Genomic DNA, 16,647 nt, shown 5'->3' with positions numbered 1-16,647 from the left:
CTTACCACTCCCGAGCCTCATAATCCAACTCCCTAAACAACTGAGTCTTCTCCTTCTTAGACAGATCCCTCCACTGTCCAGGAGGCAGTTTCCCCAACTGGATATTCATGATCCGCGTCCGCTGCAAGCGATATACGTTATACCCCAACACCTCACACATACGGCGGATCTGGCGGTTCAATCCCTGTGTCAGTGTAATTTGGAAATCGAATTTCGATAGTTGCTCGACCTTACATGGAAGCGTTGTGGTTCCAAGGATCTTGACGCCTTCTGACATCTTTTTGACGAATTCGGGTGTAATGGGCTTGTCGACTGAGACGATGTATTCTTTTTCGTGTTGATTTTCAGAGCGCAGGATTTCGTTTACGATGTCCCCGTCGTTGGTCATGAGGATGAGTCCCTCTGAGTCTTTGTCGAGTCGTCCAATGTTGAAGATCCGCAATGGATGGTTGACGAGGTCGACGATGTTTCCTTTTACGCCTTTTTCGGTTGTGCTTGTGATGCCTACAGGTTTGTTCAGGGCGATGTAGACGTTGTTTCGTGCGACCCAGATTGGATTTCCGTCTACGACTACGTTATCTCCGGGGTTCACCTGGTCGCCGATCGTGGCGCGTTTTCCGTTGATGGTGACCCTTCCGTCTTCGATGAGTTTGTCCGCACCGCGCCGGGACGCTTTTCCGGCTTCGCTTATATATTTGTTAATACGCATGGTAGCACCTCTTTTAATCCGATTGTTATCTTAAATACTAATATATTTTTGATGAATCACAAAATGTTTTTAGGTAAAAGGGTGTTATTTACATTTTCAGTATTGCTTCAAGTGTAGGTAACTGAAATAATCAAAAATATGTGAAAAATCCAAGAGAAATGATTATCCCTTTTCTCACGTGGTATGGTAAATGGTAAGGTCTCTACAAACTAGATACATTTGATATTCTGATAGAATTATAGTAAAAATGGTAAAGAAATCATTTGTGGTGTGGACGGATCATCATACATATGAAATACGTGTTGAAACAGGTGGGATAATGTGAAAAAACTAGTGATGGCAGGAGCTTTCTTTGGTGTGGTCCCGGGTTTGCTGTTAGCGGGCTGCTCCGAGGAAGCAAGTACGGAGAAGAAAGAGCCGAAGACTGAGCAGACCTCAAAGAAAGAGAATGAGAAGAAGAAAGAGGAAGCTGCGAAGAAGGAGCCTGTGGCGAGCTATGAAGCGATCAAGCCATCTGAGGGTGCCAAGCCGATTGAGAGTCATTATACGAGTGAGCAACAGTCGGATATGCCGACTTCTGAGGCGCATGGTGAGGACACGACGAGAAGTGTGCCACTTGGGCAGACGCTTGCTAAGGATAAGGAAGATCAGACGGATGGTCCCCTTAAAGAGAATAGGATTGTTTCCTACTATGGAAACCCACGTTCTGAGAACATGGGGATTCTCGGTGAGTACAGTCCGGATGAGTTAATGACCAAATTGAAGGAACAGACGAAGGCCTATTCTGAGCTGGATCCGGATCGTCCGGCCATCCCTGCGATTGAACTGATCGCAACCGTGGCGCAGCGGAGTCCCGGGGATGATGGTCTGTATATGGTTCCGACATCTGAAGAGGATATCGAGACGTATGCGAAGCTCGCAGAGGAGAATGATGCGCTGTTGATCCTGGATATTCAATTGGGAAAAGACACGATCATGCATCAGGTGAAGCTGGTAGAGAAGTACTTGAAGCGCCCGAATGTTCACTTGGCCATTGATACTGAATTCCATGTGACAGACGGACAGGTTCCAGGTGAAGATCTGGGGCATGTAGATGGAAGGGAAGTGCAAGAGGCGATTGAGTATATTTCCAAGCTGACTGCGGAGAATGATCTTCCAGACAAGATGGTGGTCGTGCACCAATTTGCCGATATCATCCTGAACAATAAAGAAGCGATTCAGCCTACAGAGAATGTGGAAGTGGTGCTGAATAATGACGGCCACGGAATCGCTGGATTGAAGCGGGCAGGCTACCATCAGCTCGTCCATAATCAGCCGATACAGTACGGCGGGTTCAAAGTATTCTACAAGAAGGATGAACCGGTCATGACACCTGAAGACGTCCTGGAACTGGACCCTGCACCGGCTTTTGTAAATTATCAATAAGAAGTAAGGTGAACTAGCATGTTGAAGGAAGTCTGTGTTGAGAATTTCACGAAGGTCCCTGAAGCGATTGAAAAAGGTGCGCAACGGGTCGAACTATGCGATAACCTTGCCGTTGGCGGAACGACGGTCAGTCCCGGTGTGGCGCAGGTCACGCTGGACTACTGCCGCAGTCGCAACGTGAAGGTCATGAGTATGATCCGTCCCAGAGGCGGGGATTTCGTCTACAATGTCGATGAAATCGAGATCATGAAGCAGGATATCATCCATCTGAAAGAAATCGGAACCGACGGCGTCGTCTTCGGCTGTCTGACTCAAGACGGATGGATTGATGAGGAAGCCATGATCATGCTGCTTGAAGCAGCGAATGGTCTTGAAGTTGTCTTCCACATGGCGTTTGATGCGATTAGGGATGATTTTCAGTTGAAGGCTATCGATTGGCTCGTGGAGCATGGTGTCCACCGCATTCTGACTCATGGCGGTCCGTCGGATACGAGGATTGAAGACAATGTGGACCGTTTAAAAACGTATATTGAACATGCAAATGGTAGGATTGCGATCCTTCCTGGCGGAGGGGTGACCTCAGAAAATCTGGAGAACATCACATCTTCGTTAGGCGTCAAGGAAGCTCACGGTACCAGAATCGTTGATTGATGGGATAAAATAACGGAAATACCCCTTCTCGCTATGAGAAGGGGTATTTCTGATGGTGCTCTATTCATTTTACAGGGTACTTCAACCCGTTCTTCTCAATCTTTTCTTCCACAATCTCCTTCACATCGAATCCGAGCTCTGAACACAGGGTAAGGGAATAAATCAGGATATCGGCAATCTCTTCACGGATATTTTCGGTGTTTTCTTCCAGCGCTTCTTCACTTGTGACCCACTGGAAGTCCTCGAGTAGCTCAGCGGCTTCGATGGAAATGGAGATGGCGAGATCTTTCGGGTTGTGGTTCGGTCTCCAGTTCCGGTCGTCCCGGAACTGGTCTATCTTGTTTATTAACTGTTGGATATCACTCATGGTTGTTGTCTCCTTTTAGTTGCTGCAGTCGTTTTTGAAGTGTAGGATCGGTCGCATACAGGTACAGTCCATGAATGCCACGTTTCATCAGGACATTAATAGAATTCAGGATGATTTCTTCTTTGATTTCTTGATTTTTCTCCAGAGAGAGATCAGATCGTGAGACGAAGGCCCCGGTGTCCTTATAGTGAGAAGGATCGATGACAAGTTCATCGCGTTCTTCATCATAGCTGATGGAAGGACCAAGGACGACGCCGACATAGTTCAAGTCAAATCCTTGTACCGTGTAGATGGAACCGACTTCTCTGATGGAACCAGGATTTTCTGCCCAAGTAATGCTATCCTGAGTCTGATTCCAAGGCATATTGAGTCCATCTTTATCGACGTAATAGGTGTTTCCGTCCTTTTTATGCAGGTAGTCAAAGGTGGACACGATGCGGGAGAGTCCTTTTTCTTCGTTTTTCTCCTCGATGGCCGCCTTAAACTGTTCCGGGTCGTCAAAAAGTTCGAATTCGAAATGGGGATCTCTTTTTGGTAAAGGCATGATCTTCTTTCGTACAAACTGTTGAATCCACTGGAGTGTATCTTGGTTTGCTTCCATACGCATTTGTTCGGAAAGCTTTTTCGTAGTGGCATTGTAACGAGATGTAATTTCATCAAGCAAGCTTCCATCCCAATAGCTCTTGATTTTAAGAACCTGTTTTGGGTCAAAGATGACAATTGAAATCTTGCTGCGCTTGATGATCTCATCCAGTTGGTTGTCATAGCGGAAGTTGTTGTAGGCATCCTCTTTGGTCAATAGAAGATGTGCTTCATCAATCAACACGATATCCGCATTTTTGTCGGCCTTCGTCATCTGATTGATGAACGGAGTAGGCTTCATCAGGTTCTTTTTCTTCAAGTTCGGTAGGCTGTTTGCAATGTTTTTATAGGTCTTCAGCATTTCTGTATGGTTGACGAGAAGATAGTTATCTTTCCCTGCCAATTCTGAGCTGGGGTCTTTTGAAAGGTCTTGGATCGTATTGAAAAGGGAACTTAATAGTACGCTTTTTCCTGTTCCCGCATCTCCTTCAATGGCGATGACGTGGTGGCCGTCATGATCAGCATGATTCCTGCAAAAATCAAGGATCTCATTTTTGATTTCAAGCTGATGAGCGGATAGTTCCTTATAGGGAGAGAGTTTATAGATATCCTTATTTTTTAAGTTCTCAATCGTGTCACTCACAATACTTTCTGTGCGCAGCTTCTCCCAGATGGCCGGGAAAATCTCTTCATTATATCTTTTCTTTTCATAGTAATCGTGCATCACCCGCATCCGCGTCTGACTCACGTTCTGTAGCTTATATTGATTGTCAGCGATGAAAAAGTTGATAAGATTGGATTCAATATTATAGGTTGCAGACTGATTAAACTGTTCGTGTCCGATCAAAATGGAACGATTCAATCCAGTTCGTCTCTTATCTTCAAGATGATTCTTTAACCGGCGCGAAGCATGCACGGTTTGACCGATATAGGCGGCAGGCTTTTTCATCTCATTATAGAGGATGTAGACGATGGGATAGTTATTGAGATATTTTGTTTCAACGCGTTGTGTGTGTCCGGGCGTGAAGCTTTGGTCTTCATAAATTAATCCGTCCATGATCCGACCCCTGTAGTTTTTTTCTTATCGTAACATAGTTTGTTGAGTATTTAGAAAAAATTGTATGATTAAGGGACAGCTTCTCTACTGGCTGTCCCTTCTGAATCACTCTTCCTCCTCCAAAAACACAAACCCGCCATCAATCAACCCCTGCACATACTCATCAAAACTGTCAGCAATCACTTTAAACTCATCCGGATCATGCAAAAAGCGGATAATCTGCCCGGAAACGCCTTGGTCGGTCGGGTTGAAATCGATGAATAGTCTCGAGGTTCCTCCGTTATTCATACAGTCGGAGAAGTGGATGTACGTGCCGGGATACAGGCCGTCTTGATTGATCCTGGGGTCGACGTCGTCCTCTTCGTACTCGGAAAGATAAGAGGTGTCTACTTCCTCTTTTGAGCTGTCGATCATCTGTTGGGCGGACAAGAGGTAATAGGGATATCTGCCGTCTTCGACATCGGAACCGAGGATGCATCCGGCGATCTTTTCTTCGCCGTATTGTCTCCAGAACGTCCCGTCGATGTTTTCAAGCAGGTACAGGAGTGATTCCGGGCAGTCTGGGTAGAGTCGTCTAAGCTGTTCAAGGTCTTCTGCGCTGGCACCGTGTGATTTTTGGAGTTCTTCCAATTCTTCTGGCAGCAGATGCTCATGTAATCCATTGATAAAGTGGTTGATCAGTTCCATTGTTCCGCCTCCTGAGTCATACAAATCTATGTAACTATTTGGAATAGTAGTGAAAAAAGGGGATAAAGTCAATCAAAAAAAGAAGAGCCTATGGGCTCTTCTTCATCGAATCAGGTAACCGAGAATCCCTTCTCTTCCTGAATCCCGATTTTCTCTGCATATTCATCCAGCAGCGCACGTACTTCATCTGTCGATTCGGTTTCCATGAGGCGGTTGCGGAGTTCGCTTGCGCCTTTGAAGCCGCGGACGTAGATTTTGAAGAAGCGGCGGAGCGGTTTGAATGGGCGTGGTTCGAGTTCGTCGTTGTATTTGTCGTGAAGGTCGAGCTGGAGGCGGAGGAGTTCAAGGAGCTCCTGGCTGCTGTGCTCTTTCTTCTCGGTTTCGAAGGCGAACGGGTTTTGGAAGATTCCGCGTCCGATCATGATGCCGTCGACTCCGTATTTTTCGGCGAGCTCAAGCCCTTGTTGACGGTCGGCAATGTCTCCGTTGATTGTCAGAAGCGTGTTCGGTGCAATTTCGTCGCGCAGCTTCTTGATCTCGGGGATCAGTTCCCAGTGGGCGTCCACGTTGCTCATTTCTTTTTTCGTCCTGAGGTGGATGGATAGGTTGACGATATCCTGCTCAAGGAGATGCTTGAGCCAGTCATGCCATTCGTCCACTTCAGTGTAGCCGAGGCGGGTCTTCACGCTCACGGGAAGTCCACCGGCTTTGGCAGCCTGGATCAGCTCGGCAGCCGTGTCAGGACGGCGGATGAGGCCTGATCCTTTCCCATTGGCGGCCACATTCTGCACGGGACATCCCATATTGATGTCGATGCCACTGAAGCCCATTTCCGCCATTCCGATGCTCATCTGACGGAAGTATTCAGGCTTGTCTCCCCAGATATGGGCGACAAGCGGCTGCTCGTCATCGGTGAACGTGAGACGGCCGCGAACGCTGTCCTTGCCCTTCGGGTGACAGTAGCTTTCTGTATTCGTAAACTCTGTGAAAAATACATCAGGTCGTGCCGCTTCACTTACGACGTGGCGGAATACCACATCGGTCACGGCTTCCATTGGTGCCAGTATAAAAAACGGCCGAGGTAACTCATGCCAAAAATTATCTTTCATTGTATCGTTAAACCCTTTCCTTGAGGGAAATCGCATTTCCCAAAATTAAAAAGTAACATGCTAATGGTCAAAATCCAACCAGTATATACTTTAATGGTTCTACAGGAAAAGTGCAAGGGAACCGGGCGCTCTGGCCCTTTCTTTGACCCCATTTGTATCCAGTTAGTGTGCATTTTAACAGGTTTGCAGGTAAAACGTAATGGGTTAAAAGTTACCATTTTTATTGACAGCGTTTTCTTTCGGGTATAGAATTAATTTCAAGTTGATACGCCGTGAGGAGACCGTGAGACACATTCATGACCTTGAATTCCTTATTCAAGGGGCTTGGTGTGTCTTTTTTTCGCTGGGTATGGGCTAATATTTCGTATATCGGAATAAATATAGAAATAAAACTTCACAGGGGGATAAGATGGGAAAATCAAAGAAAACCGTCGTTCTGTTGCTCGTGTCACTGGTGTTGATTCTCGTTGGAAGCGTGGGAGCATCCCGCTTCAATAACTCAAACGGCAAGGTCGATGTATCACGCATCTACTTTGACACTCCAAGGGGGGAACTGTCGGGGCTGCTCTATAAACCTGACGGGGCCGATGAAAATCCAAGGCCCGCCATCGTCGCGACCCATGGGTACCTGAACTCTGCCGAGATGCAGGATGCCCAGGCCATTGAAATGTCGAAGCGGGGCTATGTGGTCCTTGCCCTCGATCAGTATGATCACGGGCATTCGACGGGTACGATGGAAAAGCCGGTTCCGTTCTTCTCGTTCTGGCCGTTTTCAATGTATGATGCCGTGCAATATATGTATGATCAGGACTTCGTGCTGAAGGACGGTGAAGGCAATGGAATCATCGCCGTGTCCGGGCACTCCATGGGTGGATTCTCCTCTACGCATGCCGTGATGCTCGATGAAGCCGACTTCCAGAAGACAGGGGTCAGGAAGATCTTCAGTTCCCTGACCATGGGGTCTGATTATCAGTGGCTGAAAACGATGGAGTACAGCCTTGAGGCCATCAATCAGTCATATGGACCGAGATTCTCAGGGAAGATTGCCGGAAATTATGATGAGTTCTTCTTCGATGCCGATGCGACTGCTGCCGGAGCATCCGTCGTGAAGAAGGATTATATCAACACAGAGGAAGGAAAAAGCTTCGTCGGTGATCCAAGCGCTCCAAAGGCAGGGAAGATCTACGATGTGAACGGTGGCAAAAGGGTCATCTATGAACCGAATGAGACCCATCCGTGGAATCACTTCTCCAAGACCTCAACGGGATATGCCATTGATTTTTACAGCCAGGCATTCGCAGACTATAGCGATACGCTGAACGACACGTCAGGGCAAAGCTGGATGTACAAAGAGTGGTTCTCTTTCGTCGCCCTGGTCGGATTCTTCCTATTGTTCGTGCCGCTCATTTCGCTCCTTTCACGACTTCCGTTCCTGAAGAATGTGAGGACGAAATTCCCGGAACCGCTGCCTGGTCCAACGTCGAACGGGGCAAAGGTCGCCGGATTGATCCTAGTGGTGATCGGCGGTTTATTCCCAGCCCTCTTCTTCTCGGCTCTCTATAGCGGTGATGTATCCGGAATGAGGCTGTTAAGGCAGATCAGCATGGTCCTCATTGCCCTGTCTGCCATCGGGGTCATTGCCTCCGTGATGAAAAAGACCGACCGCAACATGGGCGTGCTGGCACCAATCATGCTGGTGTTGAGCATCATCCAATACGTCTTCCTCCGCTATCAAGGTAAGTTAACGGAAACGACGCAGTTCTTCGGTGCACCGACTGTGAATCCGATCCTCTACTGGGCTATCAATGTAGCATTGATCACCCTTATGATGATGGTCGGGTATCACTATATTTCGAAAAAACCCGAGGGCGCTACCATCGCAAGCTATGGCGTGAAGGCTAGTGTGAAATCGGTCGTGGCTTCCCTGGTGACCGTCCTTATCGCAGTCGGGATCGGCTACGGGATCCTTTACCTTATCGACGGGATCTTCAAGGTCGACTTCCGTATCTGGACGGTGGCCGTGAAGACGTTTGAAGGACATCATCTCTTCGCCCTGCTCAAGTATGCGCCGCTCTTCTTCATTTATTACTTCATCGTCGGTTTGTCGGTGAATATGAATACGGCAACCACCAAGTACGATGGATTCAAAGGGTATGTGATTTCTGCGCTCCACTTCATCGGAGGATTGATCTTGTACCTTGTGTATCAATACGGATTGTTGTTTACCACAGGAACAGCCGGATACCCGTCTGAATCACTGTCTTCCATCATCGTGATCGGACTCGTACCCGTCCTGCTTGTGGCATCGATCTTCAATCGCTACTTCTACCGTAAGACCGGTAACGTCTATGTCGGGGCGTTCCTCAATACCGTGCTCATCACATTGATCACGGTGGCCAATACGACGCTGTATAGCATTCTATAAGGTCCACACAAAAGTCCCCCTGACTCCATTGCGGAATCAGGGGGACTTTTGAATCAAGTAAAGGTTTACCAATTACTAAAATAAGGTACTAGAACAAGGAAGCAAGAGAATATCTTAAATAAGGGCACATCAAAAGTCACGAATTGTCCCCTGTTTAAACAATTTATGTAAAATACTTGCTATAATATGTTCTGGAATACGCATTTATCATGCTTTTATAAAAGGAGAGAAACAAATGGCAGACTTGAATGATAACCCGTTTGTACAGAACGAGGAGAAGAAGCCGAAGCCAAAGGTGGAACGCAAGGAAGGGGAACCTACTGCTGCGTTTAAAGGCGCAAGCTGGGCGGCCCTCATCATCGGATTGGGCGCTTACCTGATCGGCCTTTTCAACGCCGGTATGGAGCTCAATGAGAAAGGTTACTACTTCGCTGTCCTCATCTTCGGCCTGTACTCTGCAGTATCCCTGCAAAAAGCGGTGCGCGATAAAGAAGAAGACATTCCCGTATCGGGCATCTACTACGGTCTCAGCTGGGTCGCGATGATCATCGCCATCGCCCTCGTCGGAATCGGCCTTTACAACGCGGGAAGCATCATCCTCAGTGAAAAAGGCTTCTATGCCATGTCCTTCGTGCTGAGCCTGTTCTCAGCCATCACGATCCAGAAGAATATCCGGGACACCCAGCAGGCAAGGGACCGGGATTGATGGGAAGCTGGTACTCAATGGAGTGCCGGCTTTTTATAAAAAAAGACCAGCGATAACCGCTGGTCTTTCTTCTATTGATCCTGGTAATTCGTGAAGCGAATGAGGTGGATGAGGAGATAAAAGACTTCTTCATCCGTGCTGGGTTTACCGGTCATTTTTTCTCCGTACGTTGATATGGACTGTGCACATTGATATTCGTCGGGATATTCGCTTCGATATCGATCGAATAATAGAACATCCTTTGAATTGAGCTGTTGGTCTTCCATCAAACGCCGGATGTAGTACTGTAAGTGGGTGATGAACCGGTTATACCGTGTAGAGGTTGGATCCAGCGTGATATTCAGTTGATAGCGGACGATGTTTTGAATGTCCTTGAGCATGGAGACCGCTAATATCGTATTCTCGAAATGTGCCTCTTCATTCCGTGCATTGACGAGGTGAAAGGCGATATTACCCGCTTCTTCTTCAGGAAGCTCCATAGGTAGCAGCTTATTTAGATCGGAGAGGAGCACCATGGCAGCGGTGAACTCTTCCGGGTAGTGCAAGCGAATCTCGTTCAGTAATTTATTTTGTAAGATGATTCCCTTTTCGGTACGCTCGATGGCAAAGGCGAGATGGTCGAAGAGCATGAGCGTGGCATGTTGATCGAGTTCGTATGTCCAGTATGCCTTCATGCGTTCTAGTGAATCATTGATAGCCTCCAGATGTTCTTTCGGTATGCTTTGGAGTAAGTGGATATATTCCTGTCTCGAATGACGATCATTGGGGACGAAGACCTTTTCGATGGCTGCCTCCGGAATCGTATCGCCTTCTTTGCTCTTAAACCCGAGTCCCTTGCCCATCACGATGATTTCCTGTCCGTTGTCATCTTTTGAAAGAACGAGGCTGTTATTCAAGATTTTCACTACTTTCACTTTCATCACCATCTTCTATCGCAGTCTTTAGATGTCTTTCCCATTCGTGGAAATGAGTCGTTGATACCAATAATAGCTGTCTTTTTTGATGCGGTCCATTCCTTTTAAATCAAACTCGCCCCGGTCCACATAAATGAAACCATATCGCTTCCCATATCCCTGGTGGGTGCTGACGACGTCCATGGCAGCCCACGGACAGTATCCGAAGACATCGACACCGTCGGTTATGGCCAGTTGGATCTGCTCGATATGAGAGCGGAGGAATTGAATACGGTAGTCATCATGGACGTTTCCTTCTGCGGTCAATTCATCTGGAGCACCGATTCCATTTTCCGTAATCACGATGGGAAGGGCGTAACGTTCATAAATCTTTCGTAAGGTTAGTCGTAAGCCTACGGGATCAATTACCCATCCATACTTCGTTTTATCGACATACCGGTTTTCTTCTGGACGGTATACCCCTATTTCTCCCAGCATGATCTGCTGATCACCTGCACGGGGGCTGACATCTTCGGCGGATCCTGTACTCTCTGCAATGGTGGCAGTAGAGTAATAATTCATGGCGATGAAATCGGGTCTTCCCATTTGCATTATCTCGAAGTCATCTGCCTCTATGCGAGGAAGCCAATCTCGTTCTTCGAGGTAACTCCATAACAATGGGTTATAGCGTCCGTGTACGGCCAGGTCAAGGAAGCTGTATCCTCGCAGGGTTTCCCAGTTGTGGGCGGCGATGGCATCCTCAGGTTTACTAGTGGCCTGGTACATGGACGTCATATTCAGGGCAGGCCCGATCTGAGCATGAGGGCAAAGTTCCTTGCATAGGGCCATGACCCTGCCTTGTGCGACCATCATGTTGTGGTTTTGCTGGTAAAGTTCTTTCTTGGTAGGCAGTGTTCCGCCTTTGGGAATACCAACGGCTCCAGGGTGGAGGATCAACGTGTTCTGCTCGTTGATCGTGATCCAGTAGTTTACTTTGTGCCCGTAACGTTGGAAAAGGGTTTTAGCATAATGGGTAAAGGCATCGACGGTTTGACGGTTCAGCCATCCTCCTTGTTCCTCAAGGGCAAAGGGCAGATCAAAGTGGTACATGGTCACCAGTGGTTCAATGCCGTTTGTTATCAGTTCGTCAATGAGCCGGTCATAGAAGGCAAGTCCTTCTTCGTTTGCTTCTCCCGTTCCATTGGGGAAAATTCTTGTCCATGCAATGGAGAAGCGGTACGATTTGAGGCCGAGCTCGCTGAAGAGACGGATATCCTCTTGATAGCGGTGATAATGATCACTGGCAACGGTGAATCCCGCTGTTCCTTTGGGATGATCCATCGCATCAATGACTGACATTCCTTTACCGCCCTCATTCCAAGCTCCTTCTATTTGATAGGCAGATGTAGAAGCTCCCCACAGGAAGTTCTCTGGAAAGTCTTTTGGTGTTTTATAATGCATTATTCTTCCTCCTTCTTTGAAAGCTCCATTAGTGTGTCCCCTATGGATACGGCTGTAGTTTCATCGGTCATGAGCGGACCGAAGTCGGCATGATTGGTAATGATGACCGGTGTCACCGTTTCATACCCTTTCGCCTGAATGGCTTCGATATCGAATGTGATAAGCAGGTCCCCTTCTTGAACGCGGTCGCCTTGTTGAACATGAGTTTCATAGAATTCCCCTTGAAGATTCACTGTGTCGATCCCCACATGGATCAACACTTCAATACCTGATGTGCTCCGTAGTCCGACGGCATGCTTGGAAGCCATCAGTGTGACGATTTCTCCAGTGAAGGGTGCACGTACTTCTCCTTTGGAAGGCAGGATGGCAAGTCCTTTGCCGATGAGTTCGTTAGAGAATACATGATCATTGACTTCGTTCAGGGGTAGCGCTTGTCCCTCCAGTGGGCTCTTGATTACATGGTCTTGAGTGCTGACGGTCTCTTCTTTTTGAGGGAATCCATCAACAGGATCTTCAAAGCCGAGGATCCATGTAGCTGCAAACGCAACGACGAAGGCAATCACGATCGTAATGAATGCATGGACGATATTCATTGGATTTTCCCCGATGAAAGCGGGAATGGCTGCAAGTCCCGGTGATACAAATGCGTAACGGACTAGTCCAGATAATCCTGCGTAAATCCCACCGCAGGCGCCTCCAATCATGGCGGCAATGAGCGGTTTCTTCAGTTTAAGTGTGACTCCATATAGAGATGGCTCTGTAATTCCCACAAGGGCTGTAAACCCTGCGGAACCTGCGAGCTGTTTCAATTCCTTATTCTTCGACTTGACTGCAACGGCAAGGGTGGCGGCACCCTGCGCGATATTGGATGCGAGCATCCCAGGACCGTTGATCATCTCCGATCCGTTATTCGACAACTGGGTCGTGGCAATCGGTGTCATAGCCCAAGCCGTCCCGGTGATCAGGAGGAATGGCTGCAATCCACCCATCAGCATCGGGATCAGCCAGCTTGCGTGGTTGTTGATTCCGTCTGCCCCTGCAGCTACCAGGTCGTTCAAATACGTACCGATCGGCCCGATGATGACTACGGCAAGTGGAGCGGTAATAATCAGGATAAGCAGTGGCTTTAAAAAGAATTTAATGACCGATGGGGAGACCCATTCAGCGAATCGCTCAATATAAGACATGATCCAGACCGTGATGATGATCGGCAGGACAGAACCTGCGTAATCAGTCAGACGCACCGGGATGCCCATGAAGAATAAATCATCACCTGAAGTCAGGAAGGTTCCCCAATTCGGATGAAGAAGCACACCGGCGATGGTCATGGACAGCACCGGATTGGTCTTGAACTTGATGGATGCCCCGTATGCAAGGAGCATCGGCATGAAGAAGAAGGCAGCATCTGCAACCGTATTCAATATAAAGTACGTTTGACTTTCTTCGGTCAATACCCCGGTCAAGACGAGTACAGCCAAAACGGCCTTGATCATACCAGCCCCGATGATGGCAGGGATAAACGGAGTGAAAGTAGTCGAGATGACACTGATGAGACGGGTGATGTATCCTTTTTTCTCTTCTTTATCCCCTTCGCGAGGCTCTTTTGAAGAGGTTACGCCCTCACCGAGCTCTTCCTTGATCGCACGGTAGGCCTGCTGTACTTCGTTGCCGATGATCACCTGGTACTGTCCACCTTTATTAACGACGGAGATCACGCCCGGAAGGCCTTCGATTTCTTTACCTTTTACCTTTGAAGAATCATAGAATTCGAATCTCAATCTAGTGGCACAATGTGTGACCATGGATACATTATCCTTCCCTCCGGATAATGCCAGGATCTCTTTCCCCAATTTAGAATAATTCATGTTTTCATCCCCTTGAAGCGGCCTGGTAGGACAATAAAAAAAGACCAAAACAATGTGCACCGATTCCACGGATGGAATGGAGCAAATTATTTTGGTCTTGCCTGCTTTACCAGTAACACGCCAATTAATAGTATTTGTTTAAAACGCTTACAGGTACTATAGCACAGGGTTCCCGTCTTGACAAGAAGGTAATCTTCACCTCATAGTACCGGACTTCCCCGCACCTTTCTACCAGCCATGAATACGATACTAGTAGTTATAAGTATTCATAGAGGTGAAAGGTATGAAGTTAGAATCATGGTTTTTTGAAGGACTGACGGGTGAAATTGTGACCCCGAAATCGCCAGAATATGAAGAGTCCCGCCAGGAGTGGAACCGGGCAATCAATAAATTCCCACTTGTCATCGTCTACTGTGGGGACAAGCAGGATGTAGCGAACGCGGTACGCTGGGCGAGGAAGCGGTGTGTACCGATCCGCATCCGGTCGGGCGGGCATCACTATGAGGGATATTCCACGGGCAACTGTGTCCTCGTCATCGATATCAGCCGTCTGAACAGGCTCGAGCTGGATCGTGAGAAGAATCTCCTCAGAATGGAGGCCGGTGCGAAGAACACTGCCGTGTATGATTTTGTCGGCTCCAACGGCTATGCGTTTCCCGGTGGGACATGCCCGACGGTCGGGGTGTCCGGCTTTACCCTCGGGGGAGGTTGGGGATACTCGAGCAGGCTTCTCGGACTCGGGTGCGATAGCTTAGTTGAATTGGAACTGGTTAACGATCAGGGGAAGCTGATCAAGGCAGATAAGGACACGAATGCCGACTTGTTCTGGGCATGCCGTGGTGCAGGGAGCGGGAACTTCGGCGTCGTGGTCGGAATGACGTTTCAGCTGCCGGAACCAACCAATCCAACCGTTACATTGGTTCAGTTTTTCTATATCGGCACCACAAAGGACAAACAGGCAAACGTCATGGATATCTGGCAAAAGTGGCTTCCGGACCTCGATCCCCGTATGACCGTCGTAGCAAGCTTCTACAACGCCGAAGGGGAAGGACTCGGCATATTCGCGCGGGGGTTCTTCTACGGGACACCGGCAGAAGCAAGTGCACTCCTCCAACCGTTCCGGGCGGTGGAAGGATACCGGGAAGAGCTGGAAGAATCCTCTTTCCTGGAAGCCGTGAAGAAGGTGGAGGCGACCTATCCTCCATCAGAAAAGTTCAAGTCCACAGGTCGATTCGTACAGAGGGACTACTCAGAGAAGGAACTCTCAAAAATCGCTGACCTTGTCCAACATCCCGCAGAAGGGTCCGTCTACACCGCCGTTTCGTTCTATGCCCTGGGCGGTGCCATTGAAAGCGTCGGAAAACGGGATACCGCCTTTTTCTTCCGTGAGGCCCGTTATATCCTCGGTATTCAATCCGTCTGGACGGACGACTGTGTCGCCAAGGTCAACCGCGAATGGGTCCAGGAACGTTTCCGATCCATCAAACCCATTACGAGGGGATCGTTTGTTAATTTTCCCATTAGCAATCTACCGAACTATGAGAGGGAGTATTTTGGAGGGAACGCCCCGGCGCTCAACCGGATCAATCGAAAATATGACCCGTTCAATGTGTTTACGTTTCCGCAGGGGTTGAAGTGAGGAGCTAAGAGGTATCTGATAAATTTCTCTTTCTCAAAATTATTCAAAAATAATATAATAATATAGAGATAGTACGGAAGGGGCTCCTTTTCGATTCTTGCTTTAAGAATTCTGTGTTTTTCAAATAATACGGTCTTTTTCACTAATGAGTGAAAAAGACCGTATTAATTATTATTCCCTTTGACACTATACTGAGATTGTATTTAATAGGTCTTTTGTTAGAGGAGGAATAATAATGGGCAACACATGGTTGGGTCTTGATGAAAAAGTGGCTATTGTCACGGGCGGTGCTTCAGGCATTGGTTTACATATTGCAGAAGAGCTTTTGAAGAATGGTGTGAAAGTAGTCGTAGCGGATTTGCGCGGTGAAGAGGGATACCAGGAAAATGGTGCATACTTCATTCCGTGCGATGTCACCAAAAAAGAAAGCGTTGACAGAACGGTTGAGAAAGCTGTTGAACGGTTCGGATCGGTCGATATACTCGTGAATAATGCTGGTGTTAACCTTCCAAGACTGTTAGTCGACACTGAAGGAAAACATCCTGAATATGAATTAAGCGAGAAGGACTTTGATTTCATGGTAGCCGTTAATCAGAAAGGCCCTTTTCTTTTTGCGCAGTCTGCAGCTAAAAAAATGGTGGAAAAGAAAAGTGGTGTCATCATTAACGTATCCTCTGAAGCGGGTCAGGAAGGATCTGCAGGTCAGAGCTGTTATTCCGCTACCAAAGGTGCAGTTATTGCTTTTACTAGAGCGTGGGCAAAGGAACTCGGTAAACACGGTATTCGTGTGGTCGCGATCGCTCCTGGAATCATTGAAACCACTGGACTCCGTACAGATGCCTATAACGAAGCTTTGGCCTATACGAGAGGGGTGACCGTTGACGGACTTTCAACGGACTACAGCAAATCTATTCCTCTTGGTAGGGAAGGAAAGCTGACTGAGATTGCTGATCTTGTGACGTACTTAGCATCAGATCGTTCAAGTTATGCAACTGGGACGACGTTTAATATTTCAGGTGGGAAATCACGGGGCTGACAACAATAAGGCTACACTCTTTTGGTTGCCGGGCT

The 16,647-nt window shown here is 47.8% G+C and carries 14 protein-coding genes; 6 read left to right on the top strand and 8 right to left on the bottom strand.

All coding sequences use genetic code 11. The features are described 5' to 3' along the window. Window position 1: 1 nt before the first annotated feature. Window positions 2-709: a 23S rRNA pseudouridine(2604) synthase RluF gene (rluF, locus tag ABJ225_RS17360; RefSeq protein ID WP_056539820.1), complete on the bottom strand. Its 708-nt coding sequence runs from the start codon at window positions 707-709 to the stop codon at window positions 2-4. A gap of 321 nt (window positions 710-1,030) precedes the next feature. On the opposite strand from rluF, the gene ABJ225_RS17355 reads away from it, so the two are divergent. Together ABJ225_RS17355 and ABJ225_RS17350 are read left to right on the top strand one after the other, a co-directional pair. Further along, window positions 1,031-2,134 carry a hypothetical protein gene (locus tag ABJ225_RS17355; RefSeq protein WP_347321207.1) on the top strand — a complete coding sequence of 368 codons (1,104 nt, stop codon included), beginning with the start codon at window positions 1,031-1,033 and terminating at the stop codon, window positions 2,132-2,134. A gap of 18 nt (window positions 2,135-2,152) precedes the next feature. Further along, window positions 2,153-2,785: a copper homeostasis protein CutC gene (locus ABJ225_RS17350; RefSeq protein ID WP_347321206.1), complete on the top strand. Its 633-nt coding sequence runs from the start codon at window positions 2,153-2,155 to the stop codon at window positions 2,783-2,785. A gap of 64 nt (window positions 2,786-2,849) precedes the next feature. Here ABJ225_RS17350 and ABJ225_RS17345 read toward each other — a convergent pair whose 3' ends face one another. The 4 genes from ABJ225_RS17345 to ABJ225_RS17330 all read right to left on the bottom strand — a co-directional run bounded on the left by ABJ225_RS17345 (window position 2,850) and on the right by ABJ225_RS17330 (window position 6,587). After that, on the bottom strand, window positions 2,850-3,152 hold the full coding sequence (locus tag ABJ225_RS17345) for a nucleotide pyrophosphohydrolase (protein ID WP_347321205.1): 303 nt from the start codon (window positions 3,150-3,152) through the stop codon (window positions 2,850-2,852). Beyond that, a complete protein-coding gene (locus ABJ225_RS17340; RefSeq protein WP_347321204.1) occupies window positions 3,145-4,791 on the bottom strand; it encodes a DUF2075 domain-containing protein in 1,647 nt (548 codons plus the stop codon). The genes ABJ225_RS17345 and ABJ225_RS17340 overlap by 8 nt, the downstream gene beginning before the upstream one ends. A 105-nt stretch (window positions 4,792-4,896) precedes the next feature. Further along, window positions 4,897-5,478, bottom strand: coding sequence for an SMI1/KNR4 family protein (locus tag ABJ225_RS17335; protein WP_347321203.1), 582 nt, complete (start codon window positions 5,476-5,478; stop codon window positions 4,897-4,899). Between the two features lie 110 nt (window positions 5,479-5,588). Next, window positions 5,589-6,587: a tRNA dihydrouridine synthase gene (locus ABJ225_RS17330; RefSeq protein ID WP_056539810.1), complete on the bottom strand. Its 999-nt coding sequence runs from the start codon at window positions 6,585-6,587 to the stop codon at window positions 5,589-5,591. Window positions 6,588-6,996: 409 nt separating this feature from the next. On the opposite strand from ABJ225_RS17330, the gene ABJ225_RS17325 reads away from it, so the two are divergent. Both ABJ225_RS17325 and yiaA read left to right on the top strand, forming a co-directional pair. Then, the gene (locus ABJ225_RS17325; protein WP_347321202.1) at window positions 6,997-9,012 is read left to right on the top strand and encodes an alpha/beta fold hydrolase; all 2,016 of its coding nucleotides are present in this window, start codon (window positions 6,997-6,999) and stop codon (window positions 9,010-9,012) included. Between the two features lie 235 nt (window positions 9,013-9,247). Beyond that, a complete protein-coding gene (gene yiaA, locus ABJ225_RS17320) occupies window positions 9,248-9,718 on the top strand; it encodes an inner membrane protein YiaA (protein WP_056539805.1) in 471 nt (156 codons plus the stop codon). 71 nt (window positions 9,719-9,789) lie between these two features. Here yiaA and ABJ225_RS17315 read toward each other — a convergent pair whose 3' ends face one another. From ABJ225_RS17315 to ABJ225_RS17305, 3 genes are read right to left on the bottom strand one after another with little or no spacing between them, the layout of a single operon-like run. Then, window positions 9,790-10,638, bottom strand: a complete 849-nt coding sequence (locus ABJ225_RS17315; RefSeq protein WP_162244170.1) for a PRD domain-containing protein — start codon at window positions 10,636-10,638, stop codon at window positions 9,790-9,792. A 21-nt stretch (window positions 10,639-10,659) separates the two neighbouring features. Next, window positions 10,660-12,072: a glycoside hydrolase family 1 protein gene (locus ABJ225_RS17310; protein WP_347321201.1), complete on the bottom strand. Its 1,413-nt coding sequence runs from the start codon at window positions 12,070-12,072 to the stop codon at window positions 10,660-10,662. Beyond that, window positions 12,072-13,937 carry a beta-glucoside-specific PTS transporter subunit IIABC gene (locus tag ABJ225_RS17305; protein ID WP_056539793.1) on the bottom strand — a complete coding sequence of 622 codons (1,866 nt, stop codon included), beginning with the start codon at window positions 13,935-13,937 and terminating at the stop codon, window positions 12,072-12,074. The genes ABJ225_RS17310 and ABJ225_RS17305 overlap by 1 nt, the downstream gene beginning before the upstream one ends. 283 nt (window positions 13,938-14,220) lie before the next feature. On the opposite strand from ABJ225_RS17305, the gene ABJ225_RS17300 reads away from it, so the two are divergent. Then, window positions 14,221-15,576 (top strand): FAD-binding oxidoreductase, encoded by a 1,356-nt coding sequence (locus tag ABJ225_RS17300; RefSeq protein ID WP_347321200.1) that lies wholly within the window; start codon window positions 14,221-14,223, stop codon window positions 15,574-15,576. Between the two features lie 235 nt (window positions 15,577-15,811). Beyond that, entirely contained in the window at window positions 15,812-16,612 is an 801-nt protein-coding gene (locus tag ABJ225_RS17295) for an SDR family oxidoreductase (RefSeq protein ID WP_148985913.1), read from the top strand. Window positions 16,613-16,647: the final 35 nt, after the last annotated feature.

The organism is Rossellomorea sp. RS05 (assembly GCF_039822645.1).
Lineage (GTDB): Bacteria > Bacillota > Bacilli > Bacillales > Bacillaceae_B > Rossellomorea > Rossellomorea marisflavi_B.
Note: the sequence above shows the minus strand (reverse complement) of the source record. Positions and strands in the feature narration are given on the sequence as shown.